General features: G+C 68.3%; 19 protein-coding genes. 12 read left to right on the top strand and 7 right to left on the bottom strand.

The window, feature by feature from the left end; translation table 11 throughout:
• Positions 1-105 precede the first annotated feature (105 nt).
• Together B5G20_RS09340 and B5G20_RS09335 are read left to right on the top strand one after the other, a co-directional pair.
• Positions 106-2016, top strand: coding sequence for an ABC-ATPase domain-containing protein (locus B5G20_RS09340; protein ID WP_087356644.1), 1911 nt, complete (start codon positions 106-108; stop codon positions 2014-2016).
• 396 nt (positions 2017-2412) lie between these two features.
• Positions 2413-4026 carry a peptide chain release factor 3 gene (locus B5G20_RS09335; RefSeq protein ID WP_087356643.1) on the top strand — a complete coding sequence of 538 codons (1614 nt, stop codon included), beginning with the start codon at positions 2413-2415 and terminating at the stop codon, positions 4024-4026.
• Positions 4027-4203: 177 nt separating this feature from the next.
• Here the strand turns inward: B5G20_RS09335 and B5G20_RS09330 are convergent, their stop codons facing one another.
• Positions 4204-4677 carry a universal stress protein gene (locus B5G20_RS09330; RefSeq protein ID WP_087356642.1) on the bottom strand — a complete coding sequence of 158 codons (474 nt, stop codon included), beginning with the start codon at positions 4675-4677 and terminating at the stop codon, positions 4204-4206.
• Between the two features lie 308 nt (positions 4678-4985).
• Here B5G20_RS09330 and B5G20_RS09325 point away from each other — a divergent pair, with 308 nt between their 5' ends.
• Together B5G20_RS09325 and murI are read left to right on the top strand one after the other, a co-directional pair.
• Positions 4986-5906, top strand: a complete 921-nt coding sequence (locus tag B5G20_RS09325; RefSeq protein ID WP_087356641.1) for an HAD hydrolase family protein — start codon at positions 4986-4988, stop codon at positions 5904-5906.
• A 3-nt stretch (positions 5907-5909) separates the two neighbouring features.
• A complete protein-coding gene (gene murI / locus B5G20_RS09320) occupies positions 5910-6869 on the top strand; it encodes a glutamate racemase (protein ID WP_087356640.1) in 960 nt (319 codons plus the stop codon).
• 570 nt (positions 6870-7439) lie between these two features.
• On the opposite strand, the gene B5G20_RS09315 is transcribed toward murI, so the two are convergent.
• The 3 genes from B5G20_RS09315 to B5G20_RS09305 all read right to left on the bottom strand — a co-directional run bounded on the left by B5G20_RS09315 (position 7440) and on the right by B5G20_RS09305 (position 10541).
• Complete coding sequence (locus tag B5G20_RS09315) at positions 7440-7712, bottom strand: metal-sensing transcriptional repressor (RefSeq protein ID WP_087356639.1); 273 nt, start codon at positions 7710-7712, stop codon at positions 7440-7442.
• Between the two features lies 1 nt (position 7713).
• On the bottom strand, positions 7714-7935 hold the full coding sequence (locus tag B5G20_RS09310) for a heavy-metal-associated domain-containing protein (protein WP_087356638.1): 222 nt from the start codon (positions 7933-7935) through the stop codon (positions 7714-7716).
• Between the two features lie 227 nt (positions 7936-8162).
• Entirely contained in the window at positions 8163-10541 is a 2379-nt protein-coding gene (locus B5G20_RS09305) for a heavy metal translocating P-type ATPase (RefSeq protein WP_087356637.1), read from the bottom strand.
• Between the two features lie 290 nt (positions 10542-10831).
• On the opposite strand from B5G20_RS09305, the gene B5G20_RS09300 reads away from it, so the two are divergent.
• The 4 genes from B5G20_RS09300 (at position 10832) to fucO (ending at position 15938) form a co-directional block, all read left to right on the top strand.
• On the top strand, positions 10832-12985 hold the full coding sequence (locus tag B5G20_RS09300; RefSeq protein ID WP_087356636.1) for a DEAD/DEAH box helicase: 2154 nt from the start codon (positions 10832-10834) through the stop codon (positions 12983-12985).
• Between the two features lie 593 nt (positions 12986-13578).
• On the top strand, positions 13579-13809 hold the full coding sequence (locus B5G20_RS09295) for a type II toxin-antitoxin system RelB/DinJ family antitoxin (protein ID WP_087356635.1): 231 nt from the start codon (positions 13579-13581) through the stop codon (positions 13807-13809).
• A gap of 135 nt (positions 13810-13944) precedes the next feature.
• Complete coding sequence (locus B5G20_RS09290; RefSeq protein WP_087356634.1) at positions 13945-14625, top strand: YoaK family protein; 681 nt, start codon at positions 13945-13947, stop codon at positions 14623-14625.
• Positions 14626-14777: 152 nt separating this feature from the next.
• Positions 14778-15938: a lactaldehyde reductase gene (gene fucO, locus B5G20_RS09285; protein WP_087356633.1), complete on the top strand. Its 1161-nt coding sequence runs from the start codon at positions 14778-14780 to the stop codon at positions 15936-15938.
• A gap of 318 nt (positions 15939-16256) precedes the next feature.
• Here fucO and mnmA read toward each other — a convergent pair whose 3' ends face one another.
• From mnmA to B5G20_RS09270, 3 genes are all read right to left on the bottom strand, one after another.
• Positions 16257-17384, bottom strand: coding sequence for a tRNA 2-thiouridine(34) synthase MnmA (gene mnmA / locus B5G20_RS09280; RefSeq protein WP_204207756.1), 1128 nt, complete (start codon positions 17382-17384; stop codon positions 16257-16259).
• 19 nt (positions 17385-17403) lie between these two features.
• Complete coding sequence (gene cysK, locus B5G20_RS09275) at positions 17404-18339, bottom strand: cysteine synthase A (RefSeq protein WP_275531860.1); 936 nt, start codon at positions 18337-18339, stop codon at positions 17404-17406.
• A gap of 153 nt (positions 18340-18492) precedes the next feature.
• Positions 18493-18858 carry a phage holin family protein gene (locus B5G20_RS09270; protein ID WP_087356631.1) on the bottom strand — a complete coding sequence of 122 codons (366 nt, stop codon included), beginning with the start codon at positions 18856-18858 and terminating at the stop codon, positions 18493-18495.
• 307 nt (positions 18859-19165) lie between these two features.
• On the opposite strand from B5G20_RS09270, the gene B5G20_RS09265 reads away from it, so the two are divergent.
• From B5G20_RS09265 to B5G20_RS09250, 4 genes are all read left to right on the top strand, one after another.
• Positions 19166-20377: an FAD:protein FMN transferase gene (locus B5G20_RS09265; RefSeq protein WP_087356630.1), complete on the top strand. Its 1212-nt coding sequence runs from the start codon at positions 19166-19168 to the stop codon at positions 20375-20377.
• Between the two features lie 251 nt (positions 20378-20628).
• Positions 20629-20928: a YerC/YecD family TrpR-related protein gene (locus tag B5G20_RS09260; protein WP_087356629.1), complete on the top strand. Its 300-nt coding sequence runs from the start codon at positions 20629-20631 to the stop codon at positions 20926-20928.
• 99 nt (positions 20929-21027) lie between these two features.
• The gene (locus B5G20_RS09255) at positions 21028-21546 is read left to right on the top strand and encodes a GNAT family N-acetyltransferase (protein ID WP_087356628.1); all 519 of its coding nucleotides are present in this window, start codon (positions 21028-21030) and stop codon (positions 21544-21546) included.
• A gap of 203 nt (positions 21547-21749) precedes the next feature.
• Positions 21750-25043, top strand: coding sequence for a PD-(D/E)XK nuclease family protein (locus B5G20_RS09250; protein ID WP_087356627.1), 3294 nt, complete (start codon positions 21750-21752; stop codon positions 25041-25043).
• Position 25044: the final 1 nt, after the last annotated feature.

Raw genomic sequence — 25044 nt, 5'->3', positions numbered from 1 at the left:
ATTCTGTCCCGCTCCCGCACCGTACAGCCCGCAGCGCATACCATGGAGAGGCGCCGCGGCGGGCGAGGGCCCGCGCGGCGGCGGGCAGGCGGACAAGGAGGGCGCATGCAGACGAGTGACGATCTGAGGCGTCGATTGGCGGCGATCGACCGACGGAACTACCCGGCATACAAGGAGCTCCGGGGCGTGTACGACTTCGGCGACTTTGAGTTGTCGATTGATCACGTGCAGGGCGATCCGTTTGCAGCGCCCTCAGAGCTCTCGGTGTTTGTGCCGATGGAGGTGCTCGGCTTGCCGCTCGAGCTTATGGACGTGCCGCACCGGCGCATCGCCGTGGAGGATCTGCTCGTGCGGCGGTTTGCGCGCGAGGCAGCGCGGGTGAGCCGCGTGGTGGGCGGCTCGGGCAAAAGCGGGCTTATCGCCACGAGCTCGCCCGGCCCCGAGGTGCTCGCGCGCTCTGCCTGCGACCTCTACGAGGACGGCGCGGTGTTGCGCTTCGTGGCGGGGTTCCCGGCGCACGGGCGCACCACCGACGCTCGCTCGCTCGCGCGGATGCTCCTTGAGCTCGTGCCGCGCTGCGTGGAGCGAGCGCTTATGGTGCGCGGGTCGCGGGCTACGGGTGCGGGTGCCGCCGTGCGTGCGGAGGCGGCCCGAGGGATGCGCGCTGGGCGTGGCGCGGGGTCCGAGGACTCCGCGGCGGCTTGGGAGGGCGACCTCCTGCATGCGGCCCGCGCCGCGGCCGACCTCACGGACGACCAGGCAGCGGTGCGCGCCGAGCTCGACCGCCGCGGCCTTGTGGCCTTTGTTGCCGACGGCGCGGTGCTGCCGCGTGCGAGCGGCGTCTCGGCGCGTCCCCTTGTGGGCGCCACGCCTTTTCGCTCGCCGGCGAGCCTGCGCGTCACGCTCGATCTGCCGCATCGCGGCCCCACGGCGGGCATGGGCATCCCGCGCGGCGTCACGCTCATCGTGGGCGGTGGCTACCACGGCAAGTCGACCCTGCTCAAGGCCCTGCAGGAGGGCATCTATAACCATGCGGCGTGCGACGGGCGCGAGCTCGTCATCACCGATGCGACCGCCGTCAAGCTCCGCGCCGAGGACGGTCGCGCGGTGCACGACGTTGACATAGCACCCTTCATCTCCAATCTGCCCGACGGCCGAGACACCCGCTCGTTTTCCACGGAGGACGCGAGCGGCAGTACCTCGCAGGCGGCGGGCACCGTGGAGGCGCTGGAGGCCGGCGCGCGGGTGCTGCTCATCGACGAGGACACCTCCGCCACAAACTTCATGGTGCGCGACGAGCTGATGGAGGCGGTCGTTGCGGCGGAGCATGAGCCCATCACGCCCTTCGTGGCGCGCGTGCGCGGGCTCTGGGAGCGCCACGGTGTCTCGACGGTGCTCGTGGTGGGGAGCTCGGGCGCGTTCTTCTCGGTGGCCAATACGGTTTTGCAGATGGACCGCTACGAGTCGAGCGACGTGACCGAGCGGGTGCGCGAGGTCTGCCGCGAGCGGGGCATCCGTACGGTGCCGGACGAGCGCGGCGCGGCACAATCGGAGACTCGTGCCGACACGGTGCCGGTCGATGCACTGGGCGAGCGCCCTAGTCGAAGGCTCGTGCTGCGGACAGGGGCCACGGGTGGCAGTGGTTCGCGCGGCGGAGGGCGCGACGGTTCGCGCGCGGGCACCCGCTCCGGCGGGAACGCGGGCAGAGACCGCCTCATGGTGCGTGTCCGGGGTAGGGACGGGTTTTCGGTCGGCAATGGTTCGGCGGACTTGCGTCTGGTGGAGCAGTTGGTCGATGTCGAGCAGACGGCGGTTCTCGCCCAGCTTGCGAGGCTCGTGCTGGAGCGCCGTCTGCTGGATGGAAGCCGCTCGCTCGCGGAGATGGTCGACGGACTTTTTGACGAGCTCGACCGCGACGGCTGGGAGGCGCTCGCGGGTGGCCGAGCCGTTGCCTGCGGCCTCGCGCTCCCGCGCCGCCAAGAGTTCTTTGCCTGTCTTAACCGCTGGCGCAGTTGACGGGGTCGTTGCCACGTGCCGCGCGTTACTGCGGCCGGCTGTGTCCGATTCCTTCTGTTTCCGCCTGTCCAGTTCCTTCTACTAGAACGAATCCGTCAAAAAAGTCCCAGATTATGACCGAATCTTTCTAGTAGAAGGAATTGGACGCGTCGTGGCGAACGGGATCGGCCGCACGCTGGTAGAAGGAATCGGTCACGTACATGCGTCGGTAGAAGGAATCAGACGCGACTACGCCCCGGCAGAAAGACTCGGCCGCGCCCGCGCCTCAGCAGAAAGAACCCGTCATCCACCGCCCCCAGCCCCTCTCCACGGTTCCTCCGCGCGCGATTCGCTACAATACGTCGGGTTATCGCAACACCGTGCATGCCGCGCCGCCGCGCGGCGGGAGGGGAGACCATGCCAAGCATCGCCGACGAGATCGCCTCGCGCCGAACGTTCGCCATCATCTCGCACCCCGATGCGGGCAAGACCACGCTCACCGAGAAGCTTCTGCTCTACACCGGCACCATCCAGGCCGCCGGTTCGGTCAAGGGCAAGTCGAGCGCCAAGCACGCGGTTTCCGACTGGATGGACATCGAGAAGCAGCGCGGTATCTCCGTCACGAGCTCGGTGTTGCAGTTCACCTACCAGGGCTGCTGCGTCAACATCCTCGATACCCCCGGCCACCAGGACTTCTCGGAGGACACCTACCGCACCCTCATGGCGGCCGACGCCGCCGTCATGGTCATCGACGGCGCCAAGGGCGTCGAGGCGCAGACCGTCAAGCTCTTCAAGGTCTGCGCGCTGCGCGGCATCCCCATCTTTACCTTTATCAACAAGCTCGACCGCGAGACGCGCGACCCCTTTGACCTCGTGGAAGAGATCGAGAACGTGCTCGGCATCGGCACCTACGCCATGAACTGGCCCATCGGTTGCGGCCAGAACTTCCGCGGCGTGTTTGACCGTGCGAGCCGCCACGTGCTGGCCTTTGAGGGCGACGGCCACGCCAACGCCACCAAGAAGGTGGGCGAGATCGAGGCCGAGCTCGGCGACCCAGCGCTCGACGCGCTCATCGGTGAGGAGAACCACAAAAACCTTATGGACGACGTGGAGCTCCTCGACGGCGCGGGCGACGAGTTTGACCTCGAGGCCGTCCGCACCGGCAAGCTCTCTCCCGTGTTCTTTGGCTCGGCGCTCACCAACTTCGGCGTGGAGCCCTTCCTCAAGGACTTCCTGCGCCTTGCCCCGGCGCCCGGCCCGCACACCGATGCGGCGACGGGTGAGCCGGTCGACCCTGTGGAGGCGCCGTTCTCGGGCTTTGTCTTTAAGATTCAGGCCAACATGGACAAGAACCACCGCGACCGCATCGCCTTCGTGCGCATCTGCTCGGGCAAGTTCGAGCGCGGCATGGAGGCGACGCACGTGCAGGGCGGCCGCAAGATCAAGCTCGCCACGGGCACGGCCATGATGGCAGACGACCGCGCGATTGTGGACGAGGCCTATGCGGGCGACATCGTGGGACTTTTTGACCCGGGCATCTTCTCCATCGGCGACACGCTCTGCGCCGGCAAGCGCACCGTGCGCTATGCGGGCATCCCCACCTTTGCGCCGGAGCATTTTGCCCGCGTGAGCCAGGTGGACACCCTCAAGCGCAAACAGTTCGTCAAGGGTATGGAAGAGCTTGCGCAGGAGGGCGCCATCCAGATCTTCCGCGAGCTCGGCGCCGGTATGGAGAGCGTCATCGTGGGTGTGGTCGGCGAGCTGCAGTTTGACGTGCTCGAGCAGCGCCTTAAGAGCGAGTACCGCGTTGAGGTGCGCCGCCAGCCGCTCGGCTACACCGACATCCGCTGGATCGCCAACGAGCCGGGCACGGTCGACGTGGCCAAGCTCGACCTCACGCGCGACACGCTGCGCGTCGAGGACATGCGCGGCGGCAAGCTTCTGCTCTTTACGAGCCCCTGGAACGTCGATTGGGCGCGCGAGCACAACCCCGAGCTCGAGCTCTCCGAGTTCGGCAACGTAACGTTCTAGCGCGGCACCGGCGGGCTCTGCCTCTCCGTGTGGCTGCCCGCTGCTTCCGTCGTGTCCAATTCCATCTAATAGAAAGAACCGGTCGATTGGACTATGCAATCGACCGGTTCATTTTATGAGAAGGGGCAAGGCGGTGCGACGCGCTCTCGCCCTGCTGTCTCGTTCGCCCCGTTGGTGCTACTTGACCGTCATCACCGGCACGCTTACCGAGCGCAGCACGCCGTAGCTCACGCTGCCGATCATGCCCGAGAGCCGCCCGAGGCCGCGCCGGCCCATCACCACAAGGTCGATGTCGTGGCTCTCCACGTACTCGGCGATGCCTTCCACGGGCGATGCCGCCACGATGGCGTTGGTCTCCACCTTGCACACCGCGCCGTCGCGCGCGCCCTCGATCACGCCCGCCATGTCGTCGCGCGTGTGCTGCAGCAGCGATCCGAGAATGGCGTCGTAGTCCATCTGGCTCGTCACGGCAAACGGGCTCTCGAGCGAGGTGCCGCCAAAGAGCGGATCGGGGAGCGCCCCCACCGAGACGGCGGTCACCACGTGGACCTCGGCCTCGGGGTCGTCGCCCACCATGCCGAAGGCGATGTGGAGCGCGCTCTTGGCGTGGTCCGACTCGTCGTAGGGAACCAGTACCTTTTTGAACAGCATCTCTGTACCTCCCATCGTCCGAACCTGGACACGGTGCCGGGCGGCCCGCCTGCTGTCTCGGACCCGCTGTGCATGGGCGCATGGGGCGTTTCGTTGCGAACGCGCCGCCCGGCGGCGTTCACTGCGGTTATACCCCGTGCGCCACGCTCGCGCTTTTGCGATGGCGGCGGAGCGCCGAGCGTGCCCCGCCGCGCCGCGACCGGTATGATAGGGGGCGTTGGCGGTGCCGGGGGAGCCCGCGCCCGCCGCTCGCGGCCCGCCTTGGCACCTGGGCCGCGCCGCGCCGACGACCCTGCCCGGGAGGAGCCATGGCAAACGCATTTCTCACCGACCTGTCCGCGACGGAGCTCAAGGAGCGCTACGCACGCGTGCGCTACGTGTTCACTGACCTCGACGGTACCATGATGGGGCCCGGCTCGTGCGTGCTCAAAAACGCCGCCGGCGAGCCCAGCGTTGACTTTGCCGCAACGCTCGTGGAGCTTGTGCGCGCCGGCATCGAGGTCATCCCGTGCTCGGGGCGCAACCGCTCGATGCTCCACGAGGACACCCGTGTGCTCGGCCTCAACAGCTACATCGGCGAGATGGGCGGGCTCATCATGCTCGACCGCGAGCATAACGACTGGGAGTACTTCACCGCCGACATGCCCTTTGACCCGGCGGACGGCAAGACCCCGCACGAGGTGATCGAGGCGGCGGGCGTGTGCGACGAGTTCGTGACGCGCTGGCCGGGCATGCTCGAGTATCACAACGACATGGCGAACGGCTACAAGTACCGCGAGGTAACTGTGGGGATTCGCGGCGAGGTGGACGATGCCGTGGCGCAGGGGATCCTCGACGCCTCGGGCCTGCCGCTCGATTGGGTCTCCAACGGCTACCTCAACTACATCTCTGCCCCCACAACGCTCAACCTGCCCGAGGGCGTGCGCGGCCGCGCCTTCAACATCCAGCCGCGCGGCCTTGGCAAGGGGCGCGCGATCGAGCGGTTCTGTGAGCGCCGCGGCATCGACCCGGCGGAGACGCTCTCGATCGGCGACGCCTCGTCGGACTTTCTGATGGCAGACGCCACGGCTCAGTTTGTCCTCGTCGAGAACGGGCTCAAGGACCCTGCGGCCGAGACGTTCCTCGCCGCGCACGACTCCGCGCTGCTGACGCACGGACGCACGATCGACGGCTGGGTTGCGGCGATGCGCACCGTGCTTGCCGCGGTGACGGGCGAGCTGGAGGCGTAGACCATGGCGGGGGATTGCGAGGGCGCGTCGGGGCTGCGTGCGGTGGGGCGCGCGGGCGCCGAGGCGGTGGTGCCTACGCCGGGCGATGCGCGCCCGATCGGCGTCTTTGACTCGGGGCTCGGCGGCCTTACCGTGGCGCGCGCCATCGCCCACGGCCTGCCCGGCGAGTCAATCTGCTACATCGGCGACACCGAGCGCTGTCCCTACGGCACGCGTTCCGAGGCCGAGGTGCGCTCGTTTGTGTTGCAGGTGGGGAGCTGGCTCACGCGGCAGAACGTCAAGGTGATGGTGATCGCCTGCAACACCGCCACCGCGGCGGCGCTCCATCTAGCGCAGCAGACGTTCAGCGTGCCGGTTATCGGCGTGATCGTGCCGGGCGCACGGGCGGCCATCCACAGCACGCGCTCGCGTAAGGTGGGCGTGCTCGCCACCGAGCTCACCATACGGTCGGGTGCGTACGCGCGGGCCATCCAGGACTTTGACGCGGGCGTGGACGTGTTTGGCTGCGCGGCGCCGGAGTTTGTGGAGACGGTCGAGCGCGAGCTCGCAGCCGGGGTGCGCGATGGCGCGCGTTGGCTCGGCGGTGTGGACGTGTTCGACACGCCCGAGGTGCGCGCTCAGGTTGCCGAGCGCGTGGCGCCGCTCACCGGGCACGGCATCGATACCGTGGTGCTCGGGTGCACGCATTTTCCCCTGCTGGTGGGGCCCATCCGGGCTGCGCTGGGCCCGGGGGTGCGCGTGGTGTCGTCGGCCGAGGAGATCACGCGTGAGCTCGCGGAGATGCTTGCCCGCCGCGAAGAGCTCGCTCCGATGGGCACCGTGCCGCGTCACCGCTTTGCCACGACCTCGGGCGACGTGGACGCGTTTGCGGAGGCGGGCTCCTTTGTCTTTGGGCAGCCGCTCGGCAAGGTCGAGCACGTGGCGCCCGTCGTTCTCGAGCGCACGGCGGCGGCACTGCTCTAATGGGTCATTTGGGGACGTGTTCCATCTGACCCATTTGGTTGCGGCGACCCCAGGATTGCTGTCGCGCAAACGGACGGCACGCGTTCCAAATCGTTGATAACTCCAGATTATGAACAGCGTCGAAAAAAGCGCCGCTGCCTTTCAGGCGGGCGCTCCCGCCTCCCACCTACTTCGTTCGCCTTGCTCTCGCGGGGTTCTGTCAGGGTGCGAGAAAGCCCTTCCGTGCGGGCTGCAACGCAGCTTCAAAAAACTCGACCCCCGATGTGAGTGTATCTTTTGCAGGAGGGCGGATAGCTTGGCTGTTTTCCGGGATTCTGCCCCACAAAAGGCCAGTTGAGCGCTTTAGTGCGATAGAGTGCTACTGAACGTTCCCAAAAGATACACGCACATCGGGGGTCGAGTTTTCCGAAGGCTCCGCAGTGCGGTGCCATGATGTTACGGGAGCGGCGGGTGGGTGTCTTCTTCGGGGCGAGTCGCGCAGCGAGGCCGCAGACCGCCGAGCCCGGAGGAGACCCCGCCCACCGCGGCAGGTCGGGCAACGCATCGACCCGCTCGCCGCGGTCAGCACGGTTACTTTGCCAGCTTGTCGATGACCCGCTCAATCTCGGCGAGCTTCTCGGCCTTCTCCTCCGGCGTGCCCGATTCCAGTGCCGTCGTCACGCAGTGCTCGAGGTGCGCTTTGAGCACGTCGGCGTTGATGCGCGCGAGGATGGACTCGGTCGCCATGAGCTGCGTCGAGATGTCGATGCAGTAGCGGTCGGCTTCGACCATGCGGATGATGCCGTCGATCTGCCCGCGCGCGGTGCGCAGCAGGCGGAGCGTTTTCTCGCGGTCGGCCTGCATGCTAGGCCGCGGCGATCGAGACGACGCTGAACCCGTCGCCCGCGGCGGTCACGGCCGCCTCGAGCGCCTCGGCCGCAACCTCACCGTCGCACTCGACCTCAACGGTGTTGGTCTCGTGGTCGGCGTCGGCGTCGGTCACGCCGGCGACCTTCATGAGCTCGGTTTCCACCGATGCGTCGCAGTGTCCGCAGTGGAGGCCCTCGGTCTTGATGGTGTAATGCATACGTACTCCTTTCGTTGGGTTCGGCTTTCTCAGGCGCCGCACCTCGGCGTTCACTCGTTGGTCGCCGCCATAAGGCGCGCTCCCTCCTCGTTCGCGCCGATCTGCGGCACCTGGAAAAGCCGAACGACCTGCCATGTGTCTATATCCGGGCGAGCGATTTTGCTCGCTGGGTAGCAAGTATAAGCCGGGCGTCGGCTGAAGCGGGGACCAGGTGCTTGCCTTGCGGCTTAGGCGCGCCCTTGCTGCACCGCGGCGATTCGGTCGGCCACCTTGGGACGGAACCCCCGCAGGCGCAGTGCGTTGGTGACCACGCACACGCTCGAGAGGCTCATGGCCGCCGCGCCGAACATCGGCGAGAGCTGCCAGCCCAGCAGCGGGAAGAAGACCCCCGCCGCCAGCGGGATGCCGCATGCGTTGTAGAAGAGTGCCCAGAAGAGGTCCTGCTTGATGTTGCGGATGGTGGCGCGCGAGAGCTCGATCGCCCGCGCGACGTCCATAAGATCGCTTCTCATGAGCACCACGTCGGCGCCCTCCTTGGCGATATCCGCGCCGGTGCCGATGGCGAGGCCCACGTCGGCGCGCGCGAGGGCGGGGGAGTCGTTGATGCCGTCGCCCACCATGGCCACGGTCCGGCCCGCGTCCTGCAGCTCGCGCACGTGCCGCTCCTTGTCGGCGGGCATAACGTCGGCGATCACCTTGCCCACGCCCACGCGCCGCGCGATCGCCTCGGCGGTGAGGCGGTTGTCGCCGGTGAGCATGGCGGTCGAGACGCCCAGCTCGCCGAGCGTCCGGATGGCCGCGGCGCTCGTGGGCTTGACCTCGTCGGCCACGGCGATGGTCCCGGCAAGCTCGCCGTTGCGGGCAAAGAAGAGCGGCGTCTTGCCCTCGCGCGCAAACGCCTCCACGTCCTCCGCGGCAACCTCTATGCCAAGCTCTGCCATAAGCGCGGCGTTGCCGGCGGCGATGACGCTCTGCCCCTCGCGTGCGGTCACACCGCGGCCGGGTATCGCCTGAAAATCCTCCACCGTGCGGGCGACGATCCCCCGCTCTTCGGCACGCGCCATGATGGCCTCGGCCAGCGGGTGCTCGCTTTTCTTTTCCAGCGCGGCGGCAAGCTTGAGCAGCGCCTTCTCGCTCATGGCGAGCGAGCCGTCGGCGCGGCGCGCGGGCAGCACGTCGGTAACGGCCGGACGCCCCTCGGTGATGGTGCCCGTCTTGTCGAGCACTACGCAGCTCACCTTGTGGAGCGTCTCGAGCGCCTCGGCGCTCTTAAAGAGCACGCCCATCTCGGCTCCCTTGCCCGTGCCCACCATGATGGCGACGGGCGTGGCGAGTCCGAGCGCGCACGGGCAGCTGATAACCACCACGGCAACGGCCGAGGTGAGCGCCTGGTTGATGCTTCCGCCCGCAACGAGCCAGGCCACAAACGTCACCACGGCAATGCCGAGCACCACGGGCACAAAGACACCGGCGACCTTGTCGGCCAGCCGCGCGATAGGCGCCTTGGTGGCGTTGGCGTCCTCCACAAGGCGGATGATCTTGGCGAGCGCGGTGTCGGCGCCCACGCGCGTGGCTCGGAAGGTAAAGGAGCCGGTGCGGTTGACGGTCGCGGCGTTGACCGTGTCGCCGGGGCGCTTCTCCACGGGGATCGACTCGCCAGTGAGTGCGCTCTCGTCCACGGCGGAGGTGCCCTCCAGCACCACGCCGTCCACGGGAATCGACTCACCCGGGCGCACGATTACGGTCGCACCGAGCGCGATCGACTCTACGGGCACCTCGGCCTCGGTGCCGTCGGCCTCCACGATGCGGGCGCGCTTGGGGGCAAGGTCGATGAGCTTCTCGAGGGCGCCTCCGGTTTTGGACTTGCTGCGCGTCTCGAGGTACTTGCCCACGGTGACGAGGGTGAGGATGGTGCCGGCGCTCTCGAGGTAGAGGTTATCCATCGCCGTCATGTGCGCGGCGTGCACGCCCGCAGCGGTGCCTGCGGCGAGCTGGTCGGCCATGACGAACATTGCGTAGACCGACCACGCCACGCTCGCCGTGGCGCCCACGGCGATGAGCGCGTCCATGGTGGGGGCGCCGTGGACCATCGACTTAAAGCCGTTCTCAAAGTAGGCGCGGTTGACATAGAGAATGGGCAGCGTGAGCACGAGCTCGGTGAGGGCGAGCGTCATGGCGTGCGCGGGGTCGGCAAAGATGCCGGGCACGGGAAGCCCCACCATGTGGCCCATCCCGATGTAGAAGAGCGGGATCCAGAAAACGAACGAGGTGATAAGGCGCGTCTTCATGGCGCGCGCCGTTGCCTCGAGCTTTTTGGTGGGCGACTCGAGCCGCGGGGCGCTGGTGGGGGTGGCGGACGTTCCCGTCGCGCCGGCGGCTCCGCTGGGCGTGCCGCCGACGGGACATGCCGAGTAGCCTGCGCGGTCCACGGCGGCGCAGATCTGCTCGTCGGTGACGGTGGCGTCATCAAAGTCCACGGCCATGGAGCCTGAGAGCAGGTTGACCGCAACGTTTTGGACGCCGTCGAGCTTCTCGACGGCGCGCGTGACATGTGCCTGGCAGGCGGCGCAGGTCATTCCGCCCACATCAAACTGTTCGTGTGCCATAGGGGTCCTTTCTGCGAGGTCCCTCGTTGTTGCTGTGCCCATCCTACACCCCCACCCCCTGGGGGTGTCAAGGGCGAAGCGGGATCGTGTGCTCTCATTGCCGAATCAGCGTGGTAATTGCGTGCAGGGGCGGGGCGTGGCGGCGCTGCGCACGTATACTTAGCTCCGGCGGATACTGCTCCCGTTGCGGCGTTCCCACGCCGATACGATGCCGCTGTTTTTTCTTTAGATCGCTTTGCAGACGCGGTGGGCGCCGAGGGTGCCGCACCGCGCAGAATGGAACCGCATATATGTCTACAACCGAAGAGAATCTGCACGTGACCGCGTCCAAGGCGGACGGGGCGGTGCCGCACGGCGCCGGGGAAGCGGGCTCGCCCGCGCCGGAGGCCGTCGCGCCCGCTGCCGGGGCGGCCGGGCCCCTGTCCGTCGGCCCTGCGGGCAACGCGCCGAGCTTTGACGACCTCGGCCTCTCGCCCGCTGTCCTCGCCGCCGTGCGCGACCTCGGCTATACCGCGCCCACCCCGGTTCAGGAGCGCGCCATCCCCGAGGTGCTCGCCGGCCGCGACCTGCTCGCCGCGGCCCAGACGGGCACCGGCAAGACGGCCGCCTTTCTGCTGCCCGCGCTCAATAACCTCGGGCACGTCGCCGTTGCCCCCAAGAGCGGCGGTAAGAGCCCGGCGGCGCGCGCCCGCGCCCGTCGCGAGGCACAGGGTCGCGGCCCGCTCATGCTCATCATCACGCCCACCCGCGAGCTTGCCCAGCAGATCGACGAGGTGGCAGCAAAGATCTCTCGCCGCACCCACCACACCGCGGTAACGGTGGTGGGCGGCGTGTCGTACAACCCGCAGAAGAGCGCCCTCAAGCGCGGCTGCGACGTGCTGGTGGCCACGCCGGGGCGCCTCGTCGATCTTATCGACCAGGGTGCCGCGAACCTCGGCGAGGTGCGCGTGCTCGTGCTCGACGAGGCCGACCGTATGCTCGACATGGGCTTTCTGCCCGCCGTCCGCAAGATTGTGGGCCAGACGCCCGAGGAGCGCCAGACGCTCCTCTTCTCGGCCACGCTCGACGATAAGGCCGTCGGCGCCATCACCGACCTGGTGGGCGACCCCGCCCGCGTGGAGATCGCGCCGGCCACCTCAACGGCCGAGACCGTCGACCAGTACGTGCTGCCCGTCTCACTCGAGGCCAAAAACGCCCTGCTCGCCGAGGTGCTCAAGCGCGAGGGGGCTGAGCGCGTGATCGTCTTTACGCGCACCAAGCACCGCGCCGACGCCTGCTGCCGGCGCCTCAACCGCGCGGGCATCAAGGCGCTTCCCATCCACGGCAACCGCAGCCAGGGCCAGCGCGAGCGTGCCCTGGCCGACTTCCGCCGCGGCGCGTGCGATGTGCTCGTGGCCACTGACGTGCTCGCGCGCGGCATCGACATCTCCGATGTGCGCTATGTGGTCAACTTTGATGTGCCCGAGGAGCCGACGGACTACATCCACCGCATTGGGCGCACGGGGCGTGCCGGCGAGCTGGGCTGGGCGCTGACCTTTGTGACCGAGAACGACGTGGACGAGTTCTTTGCCATCGAGGCGCTCATGGGCAAGACCGCTGAGCTGTTCGACGCGACAGGTCTCGAGTTGGGCGAGAAGCCGCCCGTCGTGGACCCGGCGCGCGTGCCGGCGCAAAAGCCGGGCAAGAAGAAGACCAAGCGCGGGAAGTCGACCTCCAAGCGCGGCGGGCGCGCATCTGGCGGCGCTGCGGCGCGGAACGGCCGGGGTGCGGGCGATGGCGCCGGCAGCCGCCGCAGGTCCGGTGCCCAGGCGGCTCACAGCGCGGCGCGCGACGGGTCCGCGCGCGGCGCTGCGGCGGGGGAGCGGTCGCCGCGACCGGCCAGGCCCAAGCATGCGGGCAAGGCGCGGGTGCACGCGAGCGACGCGACCGAGGCCGTGGCGTTTGGCCGCGCGGTGCGCGCCGAGTACGAGCCGGCGCCGGTGAAGGGGTCGAGCGATCACGCTGGCTGGTCGCGCTACGATCGCCGTCATGCGCAGGCTGCCTCCGAGGATGGTGTTCGCGCTGGCAAGGAGGACCAGGCGTCTGGGTCCCGCCGCAAGGCGTCTTCCACCTCGCGCGGCGGCGGGCGCGATGCTGCTCGCGGCGGACGTTCCGCGCATGGAGAGCGGTTTGGGCGGGGAGACGCTGCGGACGGCAAGTCCTCGTCCAGGGCGCGTCGCTCGCAGCGCTCGGGCGGGGAGAACCGCAACCCCTCGCTCTCGCCCGCGGCGCACGACTGGCGCAACGCCGACCAGGTGAGCGAGCGCCGCAGCCGCGGGGCGCGCTCCGGCCGCGCGGGCGGCCGCGATAACCGCGCCGGGTACGGTCACGGCGGCAAGTCGCAGGGCATTCCCTACGGTGGTGCCACGGGCCGCCGCCCCGGTGACCGCGGTGGCAAGCGGTAGGCTGGGCCTGCCGCTCACGAATGGGCCGGTGGGCAAGTGACTCATTTTAGGACGGGGCCAAAATGGGTCGCTTGGAGCGGCCCAACCGTCTTATGACTTACTCCTTCTATCCGGCCTCCGCGCCGGCGGGTGCATTTGCGGGTTCACGACCGGGCCTTTTGTCGGGGCACTCCGTGCATTTCGCGCGGCAATGAACCCGCAAATGCGCTACGGGGCGGTTTCCCCGGTGCACAAGCGCATTGCGCGCGAAAGCGCGCGTCCCCTACCAGCGCTTCCTTCACGAGTTCATGCGCGGGTTCACTGTCGGGTTCATTGCCGGGGATTTTGCACGATGCGGCCGGCCGGGGCGAGCTTGACGCTGAATAATGTGCGCCGACCCTCAGCACCCTCAACATCGTTAGCTCCTCAAAACGCCGTCGCACCTTGTGGTGCGGCGGCGTTTCTGGTACTCTTCCTCTTGGGGTATTACTTAGTAAAACAGAGTCATACCAATACACCAAAACGCACCAGGGAGCGGCGCGCAACCATCCATCCGTAGTGCAACAGGCACGCCGTTCCGCAACCGCAGCAACGCCGTAGCACGAGGAACCGCCATGGCAGAACACATGACCCCGGTCGTTGCGAAGGTGCTGCCTTGCGAAAAGGCAGCCTTCGCGGCGGCGACCCAGCGCGTGGGGACCACACCCTCCAACGCCATCCGCATGTTCATAGCGGCGTTCAACCGCTGTGGAACCTTTCCTTTCGACATATCGCCCGCCGGCGCCTTCGGATCTTCTCAGGTCGAGGGCGATGAGGGCTGCGACGGGGGCTCGCGTGTCTGCTAGCGCCTCTCGGCTGCCACCGACATGACGGTGCCGTGTTCCCGGAATACGCTTGCGCGCCCGGGGCCCGCTTGCGCTAGGATAGTGAGCCGGTGCCAAACGGCGTCATGGTCCACGTGAAAGGGCACGGTGGCTCCCATGGAGCGAGCGAAGCAGGTTTCCGAATCGATCGAGCTGGGCGTGATCCTCGCGCTCGCCGGCGGGTTCATGGACGTCTACTCCTATGTGGCGCGCGACGGCGTCTTCGCCAACGCGCAGACGGGTAACATCCTGCTGGTGGGTGTCCACATCTCGGAGGGCGACCCGCTTCTGGCGCTCCGCTACCTCTTCCCCGTGCTGAGCTTCGCCGCGGGCATCATGCTCGCCGACCTGTTCCACGAGAGATTCTCGAGCCGCATCCATTGGCGCCAGGTGACGGTGCTCGCCGAGGCGGTGATACTTCTCGGCGTCAGCTTCCTGCCGTCGGCGCTCAACCTCCCGGCGAACTGCCTCACGTCATTCGCCTGCGGCATGCAGGTCGAGTCGTTCAGGAAGATCCACGGTCACGGTATCGCCACCACCATGTGCATCGGCAACCTGCGCTCGGCGCTCCAGAGCGTCGACGACTACATAGTCACCCGTAAGCGGGGCTTCCTGGAGAACGGCGTGCTGTATTTCGGGGTCATCGTATGCTTCGTGGCGGGCGCGGTCATGGGCAACTGGTTCGTCGAGGCGATCGGCCTGCATGCCATAGCCGTCTGCTCCCTGCTCGATCTCGCCGCGTTCCTCCTCATGTTCATCGACCGGGAGCATGCCCGCGGTCCCCTCGCACGCGGCTAGGCCCGCCCCTGTGCTGTCGGCGGGGCGGCCGCCGCTCTCCCGGTAGCGTCTGCCCGCTCGGAGAAAATCACCCCCGTGGGTGCGATCTTGCGGGTATACAGTAATGCGGGCGCCGGATCTGGGCGCCGGCAGCATTCAACCAAGGAGGCCCTATGTCCAACCGCATCGTGCTCAACACCATCTCGTACCACGGCGCCGGCGCCATCAAGGAGATCCCCGGCGAGATTCAGCGTCGCGGCTACCAGAAGGTCTTTGTCTGCTCCGACCCCGACCTGGTGAAGTTCGGCGTCACCAAAAAGGTCACCGACCTGCTTGACGAGGCGGGCATTGCCTGGAGCCTCTACGACGAGGTCAAGCCCAACCCCACCATCCAGAACGTGCAGGACGGTGTCGAGGCCTTCAAGGCTGCTGAGGCCGACTGCATCGTGACCGTGGGCGGCGGCTCGGCTATGGACACCGCCAAGGCCATCGGCATCATCATCAACAACCCCGAGTTCGCCGATGTGCGCTCCCTCGAGGGCGTCGCCCCCACCACCAAGCACGCCGTCTTCACCATCGCCGTGCCCACCACCGCCGGCACCGCTGCTGAGGTCACCATCAACTACGTCATCACCGACGTGGAGAAGGTCCGCAAGTTCGTGTGCGTCGACACCAACGACGCGCCTGAGGTCGCCGTGGTCGACCCCGAGATGATGGCCACCATGCCGGCCGGCCTCACCGCCTCCACCGGTATGGACGCGCTCACCCACGCTATCGAGGGTTACACCACCAAGGGCGCCTGGGAGCTCACCGACATGTTCCACCTCAAGGCGATCGAGCTCATCTCCAAGAACCTGCGCGACGCCGTGGCCGAGGCCAAGAGCGGCGAGCCGGGCTCGGGCCGCGAGGGCATGGCGCTTGCCCAGTACATCGCCGGCATGGGCTTCTCCAACGTGGGTCTGGGCATCGACCACGCCATGGCGCACACGCTCTCGGCGCACTACGACACCCCGCACGGTGTGGCCTGCGCTATGCTCCTGCCGATCGCCATGGAGTTCAACAAGCCGGTTGTGGTTGAGCGCCTGGCCGACGTCGCCGTTGCCATGGGCGTTGACACCACGGGCATGACCACCGACGAGGCCGCCGATGCCGCCATCGCCGCCGTGCGCCAGCTCTCCGAGGACGTGAACATCCCCAAGGTCTGCGAGGCCATCAAGGCTGACGAGCTCGATCAGATCGCCGACGACGCCCTCGCCGACGCCTGCTATCCGGGCAACCCGCGCGAGGCCGATCACGACACCGTCGTGGAGCTCTTCAAGAAGATCATGGCGTAAGTGAGTTCCGCGGTTCTGCCGAACCGCGGAACGGGCCGCCGTTGCGCGGGCCCCGGGCACGCCGCCTCGCTTCACGGCGATCCGGCGCACCCGGGGTCCGCTCGTTGTCGGGGGCTCCACCTACATGAGTCATTTGGGGACGTGTTCCATTTGACCCATTATTCTGCCCGCCTGCCTTTATCGCACTGATGAAGGCGGACGAGCTTCGTTTTCAATCGAAAAGTTAGGTACCCGGCCATTGCACCAGCGGCAAATCGTGTTCAAAATCACCCATGATTTGCCGCTGGTGCAATGGCCGGGTACCTAACAATCGAGCCATTATCGGAGGACGGTGCCGCCGCCGAGGACGATGTCTCCCCGGTAGATCACGACGGCCTGGCCGGGGGCGATGCCGCGCTGGGGCACCTCAAAGTCGATGCGCATACGGCCGGCCTCGTCACGCATAAGGCGAGCAGTTTGGTCTTCTTGGCGGTAGCGGATCTTGGCGCCCACGGCGAGTCCTTCGGGCCCTGCACTATCGAGCGCCGCCTCCATCTCGTTGGCGGGGGCGGTCCACACCCAGTCGTCCGCGACGAGCGAGCCGGCCATGAGGCTTTCCTCGTTGCCGAGCGTCACCGTATTGGCGACGGCATCGATCGCCGTTACGTAGAGCGGCCGCTCGGCGGCGATACCGAGGCCTTTGCGCTGGCCCACCGTGTAGCGGATGGCGCCGTGGTGGCGCCCGAGCACGTGGCCCGCGGTATCGAGCACCTCGCCCTCGGGGAGTGCGCGCCCGCGCCGCCGCTCGATAAAGGTGGCAAAGTCGTTGCCTGGCACAAAGCAGATGCCCTGGCTGTCGCGCTTCTCCGCATTGGCAAAGCCCTGCCCGCGCGCGATGCGCCGCACATCGCCTTCTTTGGTGAGGTCGCCCAGGGGAAAGAGGGTATGCTCGAGCGCCTCGTGCCCAATCCCATAGAGAAAGTAGCTTTGGTCTTTGCTGAGGTCGCGCGCCTTGGCGAGCGCGGGGACCGTGCGACCGTCTGCGAGCGGGCGGCGTACGATGCGCGCGTAATGACCCGTTGCCATGAAGTCGCAGCCGAGCCTGCGCGCTCGGTCCCACAAGAGGCCAAACTTGATGTGCCGGTTGCAGATGCAGCAGGGGTTGGGGGTAACGCCGCGCTCGTAGGCGGCGACGAACTCCTCCACCACGGCTTGCTCAAACGCGGCGCGGCAGTCGAGCACATGGAAGGGGATACCGAGTCGTTCGGCCACGCCACGCGCCGTCGCAACGTCGGCCGGCTCGCCTGCGGGCGCAGGCGAGCCGCCAAGCTGGGAGCCAGACGCAGCGTCGTGCAGGATCATGGTTGCGCCCACGCAGTCAAAGCCGGCCTCGATAAGACGCCAAGCGGCGACGCTCGAGTCCACGCCCCCGCTCATCGCCACCAGCACGCGCGGCTTCTGCACCATCTGCGCTCCCCTCCGCCGTTTACGCAAAGAGGTCGGTCGAGAGGTAGCGCTCGCCCGTGTCCACGAGCAACACGACGATGGTCTTGCCCGCGTTCTCGGGACGGTGGGCTACCTCGAGCGCCGCCCACGCCGCCGCGCCGGACGAGATGCCCACGAGCACACCGTCCTCGCGACCGAGCGCCCGACCCGTGGCAAAGGCGTCCTCGGTGGTGACGGGGATGATCTCGTCGTAGATATCGGTGTCGAGCGCCTTGGGCACAAACCCTGCGCCGATGCCCTGGATCTTGTGCGGGCCGGGCACGCCGCCCTCGAGCACGGGCGAGTCGGCGGGCTCCACGGCAACGACCTTGAGCTCGGGGTTGCGCTCCTTGAGGTAGCGCCCCGCGCCCGAGATGGTGCCGCCCGTACCCACGCCCGCCACAAGGATGTCGACCGTGCCCTCGGTGTCCTCCCAGATCTCGGGGCCGGTCGTGGCGTAGTGCGCGGCAGGGTTGGCGGGGTTCTCAAACTGGCCGGCGATGATGCTCTTGGACGTCTCGGCCGCAAGCTCCTCGGCCCGGCGGATGGCGCCCGCCATGCCCTCGGAGCCTGGCGTGAGCACGAGCTCCGCGCCGTAGGCGCGCATGAGGCGGCGGCGCTCCTCGCTCATGGTCTCGGGCATGACGATGACGGCGCGATAGCCGCGCGCCGCCGCGATCATCGAGAGGCCGACGCCGGTGTTGCCCGACGTGGGCTCGATGATGGTGTAGCCCTCGTTCGGACGCAGAAGCCCCGCGCGCTCGGCCTCGTCGATCATGTTGCGTGCGATGCGGTCCTTGGCGGAACCGCCGGGGTTGCGCGACTCGAGCTTGGCGAGCACGCGGGCCCGGAGCCCCTCGCGGTGCTCCATGCCGGTGAGCTCAAGAAGCGGGGTCTTGCCGATGATCTGGTCGATGGATGTGTAGATGGCCATGATGCCTCCTTGTGCGGGGCGGTCGCACCACCCCGGTAGCAGTGGTGTGCGGCGCAGGTGCCGCGTGCGGTCGGTGAGCATGCTGCCTTTCGAGGCGGCGGGTGAAGGTCCTGAGCCCCATCGGCGTCGCGGCATGCGCCGGGCATCTGCCCGGGTCTAGTCGCGCGTGATGAAGCCCAGGATGGTACACATGATGCTCACCACGATGGCGCCGGCAAAGGCGGACCCAAAGCTCGCGATCGCGATGCCCGCGCCGAGCAGGTTGAGCGAGAGCCACCCGGCAAGCGAGAGCATGAGCGCGTTGACCACGAGCTGAAAGATGCCAAAGGTCACGATGGTGAGCGGAAGCGAGAGCAGCGATAGCACCGGTTTGATGAGCGAGTCGACGATTCCGAGGAAGAGCCCCGCGAAGGCAAAGGCAAGCCAGGCGTCGACGGGGCCAAAGGGAACAATCCCGGGAACGAGCGCCGCCGCGACGGCGATGGCGATCGAGGCGACGAGCCAGTTGAGCAAAAACCGCATGGACCCTCCTTTCGGGGTGATGGGGTGGCGCACGGTTGCGTGCGGCCGAGCGCGGCGGGTTGTGCCGGGCGAGGCCGGGCCTGGCGGCAGACGCCCGCGGGCCCCACAAAAGCATGCGCCCAAGCCGCAGCCAAGGGGCGCATAGCCGAGCACCCTTGCGCTACCATGGTAGCGGCCCGCGCGGACACGTTCCTTTGCGCGACGCGAGCACGCTGCTGCGCGGCCGGCGGTCGCCGGTTCGCATGATTATGCCCGATTCCGCCTCGGACCAGTACCGACGCGGCCCGTTGGTGGGGAAGGTATGGAAATGGCAGGAAACGATACCCATAACGTATCAATTATTGAGGACGCACGCCCGGGGGCACCTGCGGCCGGCGGCGCGGCGCCGGGCGACGTACCGGGCGGCGGGGACGCCGCCGCCTGCCCCTCCGGCCGATCGGACGAGCCCGCCTGCCGTCTCGCCGATGCTGAGTTGGGCGCGCGCCGAGCAGAGCTCTTTGTCTTTAACACCGACGTGCTCCTCTACGCCTATCCCGCCGACGACGAGGATGCGGATGATCCCGCGGTCCGCGCGCGGCTCGATGCGGCGCTCGTCGCGGCGGCGGAGCGCTGTGCGTTTTTTGAGTGGACACTCTCGCGCACCCGGGCTGACTCCGATATCTCCCGTGCCCACGCCGCCGCGCCCCAGCCGGTGCCCGTGACGCCCGAGACAGCCGAGCTCACCCGGCTCGCCCTTGGCTACGGCGCGGCGAGCGAGGGCCTCTTTGATATCACGATGGGCACGATAACCTCGCTTTGGGACTTCCATACGGGCCGAGTGCCGAGCAAGCTCGAGCTCGCGCGCGCCCTCGAGCACGTGGGCGCCGAGCGTATCCGGGTGAGGGAGGAGCCGGCGGACCCGTCCGCGCCTGCGGGCCGGGCCGCTTCCGCGTCCCGTCCGACCCTCTCGATCACCGATCCCAAGACGGTCCTCGACCTCGGCGGCATCGCTAAGGGCTACATCGCCGACGACCTCGCCCGCATTCTCGTGGAGCACGGAGTGGAGCGCTACGTGCTCAACCTCGGCGGCAACGTGCTTGTGGGCGGGGGGCGCCCCGCCGCGCCCGACGCCCGGCCGCCCCACCGTGCGGGCGACCCGTGGCGCATCGGCATCGTCAACCCCTTCGACGCGGCCCATCATCGGGCGCTTGTTGAGGTGCGGGACGGGTCGGTCGTCACCAGCGGCGTGCACGAGCGGTCGTTTACCCGCGGGGGCGTCACCTACCACCACATCCTGAGCCCGCGCACGGGCATGCCCGCGGCGAGCGACCTTGTGAGCGCGACCATCATCTCCGACCGCTCCATCGATGGCGACGGCTGGTCGACCACGGTCTTTATGATGGGGATGGAGCGCGGGCGCGCCTTTGTGGAGGAGCTCCCCGGTGTGGAGGCCGTGCTCATCGACGAGCGCGACCGCGTGCAGTGGACCTCTGGCCTTGCCGAGCGGCTCTCGCTCATCCCTACGCTGCCCCGGCTGTAGCCCGGCGGCGGAGGCCGTTTGCCGGGGGGGGCGACGTGACAGTCCGGCGGCGGGGGTCGGCGGCGGCCGGGCTTGTCTGAGGGCAGGCGGGGCCGCCCGACGATGGGCGTACCGCCCTGTAGAGAGTGGATTCCCTGTTCTTGTCTAGGGCAGGGGGTTGCGAGCACTTTAGCGTAGTGGTGTGCTACACTGGCTCGGGCGGGCCGCGGCGGCGCCGCCGCACCCGAGAAATCGTCGATGCGGAGGTCACCATGGATCTCGAGAAGCTGTACCAAAATGAGGACGTGCACCAACTCGTGCACGCGTTAACGCTTCTCGGGGATGAGCACGAGGTCGAGGCGTTTCTGGCCGACCTCTGCACCCCGCGCGAGATCTGCGACTTTGCCCAGCGCCTGCAGGTGGCGCGCCTGCTCGACGAGGGAGAGCCCTACGTTGAGGTGCAGACGCGCACGGGTGCGTCGTCCACCACGGTGAGCCGCGTCTCCAAGGCGCTCAACGGCGAGCGCGGCGGCTACCGTCAGATGCTCATCCGCCTGGAGGACGGCGTTTAGACCTGTGGCGATGCGGCTTGGCAGCTGGGTTGCCACCGGGCGGGTTTGGCCGGGCTGCGGTGAGATGCCGCGGCGGCCCATCGACAAAGGGGAGTGCTCATGCAAGATTTGATTGGGCTTACGCCGGTTACTACGCCCGAGAATGAGGAACGTCTCGCCGCCCTCGCGCGCGAGATCTGGGAGGGATACTGGCCACCGCTCATTGGCGAGGACCAGACCCGCTACATGGTCGAGAACTTCCAGTCGCTCGACGCTATCCGGCGCGACATCGCCGAGCACGCCTACGAGTACTGGTTTGTCTGCGCGGCGGACGACGGGCGCATCGTGGGCTACACGGGCGGCCGCGTGGAGCCCGAGACCAACCGGTTCTTTATCTCCAAGATCTACCTCAAGCCCGAGGAGCGCGGCAAGCACTTTGCAAGCGCGATTGTGCGCTTCTATACCGAGCTCTGCCGCTCCCGCGGGCTCGATGCCATGTACCTCACCGTCAACAAGGGAAACGTTTTGGGCATCCGTGCCTACGAGGGCAACGGTTTTTCGACGATCGACGCCGTGGAGACCGATATCGGCAGCGGCTTTGTCATGGACGACTACATCATGGAGAAGCGCGTCGGGTAGCGTCGGCGCCGGCTCGGTCGCACCCGGATCGAGTGCGGCTTGCGGGCGAGATGCTATAGAAGGGCAATAGCGTGAGAGAGGGTCGCCCTCGCGTTGGCGGGGGCGGCCCGTTGCGTACGGGCGTTGTGCGCGGGTTGAAAAGTTCTGTCCGCACGAGCCGCTAGGGTAGTATCTAGAAGACCGAACGGCGGAACGGAGGACGCATGGCGGTTGCTCTCTATAAAACGCGCGGCGGCACAGTACCTGCCTCGGGCGAGATTGCGGTCCTGGCCGAGCTCGTGCGCACGCATGGCCGTGCGACGCTCATCGTGCCGAGCCTTGCCGAGCGCGAGCTCTGCCGCCGGGCGCTCGCCAATGCCGGGTGCGGCCTTGCCGTTGAGGTAACGACGCCCACCGCGTGGATCGCTTCCCTCTGGGAGCTCATGGGAGACGGTCGGGCGCTCGTGGGCACCAAGGCGCGAAAGCTCCTTGCAGCCCAGGTGCTGGCGGATGCCTCCGAGGGTGCGTCGCGCTCGAGCGGCGTGGGGGACGCTTCTGTCGTGGCTTTCGAAGATGAGGACATGGCGCCCCATGCGGAGCGCGGGAGGGCGGGTGCTGCTGCGCACTCGGCCCCGACGCCCCATGCGGGGCGCGAGGAGCTCCGCGAGACGCGCGGTATGGTCGAGATGCTCGCACAGGCGGCGCGCGATCTGCTGCCCGCGCTTCAGGACAAGGCGTCTGGCGCCCAGCTGACCGCCGCAGAGCGCCGGGTGGTCGAGCTCGTTGCCGCCTATGGTGAGTGCCTCGATGCTGCGGGGTACCTCGAGCCGTCGGCGGCGGCGACCCTGCTTGCAACCGGTTTTCTAGCGGAGGGGGCGCCCGCATGTGCCCGGGCGGTCGCCGTGCGGGGCATCGCCGAGTATCCGCGCCACCTATCCTGCCTGCTCACCGCGGTGGCGGGGGAGGGCGAGGTCGCGATCCTCGCTGAGCCCGAGGCCGATGCACTTGCAAGTGAGTTGCGCACGGTGTTGTTGGAGGAAGGCGTTACCGTTAGGTCGTGCGCACTGCCAGCGTGCGATGACGCCGCGTCGGAGGAGGGACCGCACGCCTCGGTGCCCCTCGTCCCGCGTATCGCCGAGGTGGCGGGGCCGACGGCGCGCGCCGCCGCCTACACCCAGCTCATCGACGAGTTGGCGCACGAGGCTGTCTCCAATGTGGCGGCAGGCGGGCAGGACGTCGTCGCGCAGGCGGATTCCCCCGAGTCGGGCGCGACGGCGACCATCGCCGTCGCGGTGCCGCGCCCGCTCGCGGCGCTCCGCGACCTTGCGCCTCGCCTAGCGGCACGCGGCATCGCCGTAGCCGGGGAGGAATCTCTCGCTTTTGAGCGCACGCGCGCCGGCGAGGCCTTCTTTATGCTCGCCGACGTTGTCGAGCGCCTCGAGACGGAGGAGCCGAGTACGTGGTGGCCCGCGCCCGAGCTGCCCGATTGGATGCGCTCGCCCTTCTCGGGACTCGGCCCTGCCGCCTCCCGCGCGGCGCGTACGCTCGACAGTCATCTCCGCAAGACGCGCAAGCTCACCCGCGATACGCTCTGGGCTGAGCTTGATCGGCTCCAGAGCCGCGAGCGCCAGCGGGCTCACGACCGTGCGGCTGCCGCCGAGGCCGAGGGCCTGCCCGCCACCGAGCCGCGCCCCATCGTGGTGCGCGACGTGCTCGATGCCATCCGCCGCGGTGCCTATGCCCGCGCGCTCGCCCTCATGCGCGAGGCTGCCGCCGGCGCGCCTGCCGGTGCGTTTGGTTCCGCGGGTGCGGCCGCACAGCAGGCCGAGCTCGCCGCGCTCGATGCCGCGCTCTCGCTCTTTGAGGAGGCGCGCGCATGGGGCGTGGGGGAGGAGCGGGTCTTTACCGTGCTCCCCGCCCTGCGCGTGCGCGCGGCGTATACCGTTGCCCCGCAAGCCGTGAGCGACCGCCCCGTCCAGGTGACCCTCACCACGATCGATACCCTTGCCGCTGCGGCGCCGATGAGCTACGACGCGGTCCTTCTGGCCGATGCCGACGCCGCATCCTATCCGCTTTCGGTCCGTGCCACGGTGGCAGACCTTCTTGCCGAGAAGCTCGGTGCCGCCCCGTATGCCATGGCCCCCGCCCCGCGTCAGCGCCGCGCGTTTCGCTGTGCGCTCGGGACCGCGCGCACGTCTGCGGCACTCGCTTACGTCGCGCACGATGCCCATGGCGAGGAGCTCTATCCCGCGCTCGCCCTCACCGAGCTTCGCGCCCGCGAGGCGGCGCTCCCCGCGCGTACGCCTGCCGCGCACGCAGAACCGCTCCCCACGGAGGGAGCGCTCTTTGCCAACCTCGACCCGGCGGGTGGCCGCGGTGCCTGCGTCGACCGTGCGCCCCGTCCCGCCGAGCACGCCCTTGCGCCCGAGCTCAACCCCTTCCTCCTCCTGCCCACGCGCGTCGTGGGTGGCGAGCCACGCCCGCGCACGCTCTCGGCCTCCCAGATCGAGAGCTATCTCGCCTGCCCCTACCGGTGGCTCGTCACCAACCGCGTCTCGACCCGCCGGCTCGACGCGGGCTTTGGCCCCATCGAGATGGGCAACTTCGTCCACGATGTTATGCAGCGCTTCCATGAGCGGCTCATCGAGGCGGGCCTTGCGCGCGTGACCCCTGCCAACCTCGACGCGTGTCTTGCCGAGCTCGAAATTGCCTTTGACGAGACGCGCGACGACCACGCCCGCGGCAAGCACACGCATGGGCGCTACAGCAAGGCCACCGGCGGCAAGCCACAGACCATCAAGGGCCCGCTTGTGGCCACCGACGAGCTCGAGCGCAACCAGATCGAGGCCATGCGCCCCAAGCTCCGTGAGGTCGTGCGCCACGAGAGCGATATGCTCAGCATTTTCTCGCCGGCGCTTTTGGAGTACGCCTTCGACAAGGAGGGCGTCTCCTATGCGGGCCGTCCGCTCGGCGGCCGGATTGACCGCATCGACACGGCGCCCGCGGCGGGTGCAGGCGAGCGCTTTGTGATCATCGACTACAAAAACCGTGCCTCGCTCGGGGAGTTTGCCTGCCCCGACCCCACCATGGCGCTCGACGAGGACGAGCAGCTCAGCCCGGTCTGGCTCCCCGGGCGCGAGGCCGACCGCGCACCCAAGGTGCAGACGCTCATCTACGCCACGGCCTACGCGCGGCTCACGGGCGGCTCGCCGCAGGGCGCGGTCTACTTCGGCACGCGCGGTCCCGTCGTTAAAGGCGCTGTTGCCGCGGCGCTTGTGGAGAGCGAGCCGCCGGCCTTCCCGCGCGATAAGGTCTCGGGCTACCCCGGCGTCAAGCCCGCGCGCGGGCGGAGCGCCGCCAAGCACGATGGCGAGCTCGAGTTTGGCGAGCTTTTGGAGCAGGTCGAGCGAGCGATTGCCGTCGAGCTCGACGCGCTCGAGGCCGGCCGTGTGGCACCGTCACCGGCTCAAGATTCCTGCGGGCACTGCCCGCTCACGATGTGCGCGAGGAGGCGCTGAA

It is taken from the genome of Collinsella sp. An7 (assembly GCF_002159335.1).
GTDB lineage: Bacteria > Actinomycetota > Coriobacteriia > Coriobacteriales > Coriobacteriaceae > Coprousia.
The sequence above is the reverse complement of the archived record's forward strand: the minus strand, read 5'-3'. Positions and strand labels throughout refer to the sequence as shown.

Bases quoted from the DNA above. Each gene is read 5' to 3' on its own strand.
- B5G20_RS09340 (WP_087356644.1), top strand. From the start codon at position 106: ATGCAGACGAGTGACGATCTGAGGCGTCGATTGGCGGCGATCGACCGA.
- B5G20_RS09335 (WP_087356643.1), top strand. From the start codon at position 2,413: ATGCCAAGCATCGCCGACGAGATCGCCTCGCGCCGAACGTTCGCCATC.
- B5G20_RS09330 (WP_087356642.1), bottom strand. From the start codon at position 4,677: ATGCTGTTCAAAAAGGTACTGGTTCCCTACGACGAGTCGGACCACGCC.
- B5G20_RS09325 (WP_087356641.1), top strand. From the start codon at position 4,986: ATGGCAAACGCATTTCTCACCGACCTGTCCGCGACGGAGCTCAAGGAG.
- murI (WP_087356640.1), top strand. From the start codon at position 5,910: ATGGCGGGGGATTGCGAGGGCGCGTCGGGGCTGCGTGCGGTGGGGCGC.
- B5G20_RS09315 (WP_087356639.1), bottom strand. From the start codon at position 7,712: ATGCAGGCCGACCGCGAGAAAACGCTCCGCCTGCTGCGCACCGCGCGC.
- B5G20_RS09310 (WP_087356638.1), bottom strand. From the start codon at position 7,935: ATGCATTACACCATCAAGACCGAGGGCCTCCACTGCGGACACTGCGAC.
- B5G20_RS09305 (WP_087356637.1), bottom strand. From the start codon at position 10,541: ATGGCACACGAACAGTTTGATGTGGGCGGAATGACCTGCGCCGCCTGC.
- B5G20_RS09300 (WP_087356636.1), top strand. From the start codon at position 10,832: ATGTCTACAACCGAAGAGAATCTGCACGTGACCGCGTCCAAGGCGGAC.
- B5G20_RS09295 (WP_087356635.1), top strand. From the start codon at position 13,579: ATGGCAGAACACATGACCCCGGTCGTTGCGAAGGTGCTGCCTTGCGAA.
- B5G20_RS09290 (WP_087356634.1), top strand. From the start codon at position 13,945: ATGGAGCGAGCGAAGCAGGTTTCCGAATCGATCGAGCTGGGCGTGATC.
- fucO (WP_087356633.1), top strand. From the start codon at position 14,778: ATGTCCAACCGCATCGTGCTCAACACCATCTCGTACCACGGCGCCGGC.
- mnmA (WP_204207756.1), bottom strand. From the start codon at position 17,384: ATGGTGCAGAAGCCGCGCGTGCTGGTGGCGATGAGCGGGGGCGTGGAC.
- B5G20_RS09270 (WP_087356631.1), bottom strand. From the start codon at position 18,858: ATGCGGTTTTTGCTCAACTGGCTCGTCGCCTCGATCGCCATCGCCGTC.
- B5G20_RS09265 (WP_087356630.1), top strand. From the start codon at position 19,166: ATGGCAGGAAACGATACCCATAACGTATCAATTATTGAGGACGCACGC.
- B5G20_RS09260 (WP_087356629.1), top strand. From the start codon at position 20,629: ATGGATCTCGAGAAGCTGTACCAAAATGAGGACGTGCACCAACTCGTG.
- B5G20_RS09255 (WP_087356628.1), top strand. From the start codon at position 21,028: ATGCAAGATTTGATTGGGCTTACGCCGGTTACTACGCCCGAGAATGAG.
- B5G20_RS09250 (WP_087356627.1), top strand. From the start codon at position 21,750: ATGGCGGTTGCTCTCTATAAAACGCGCGGCGGCACAGTACCTGCCTCG.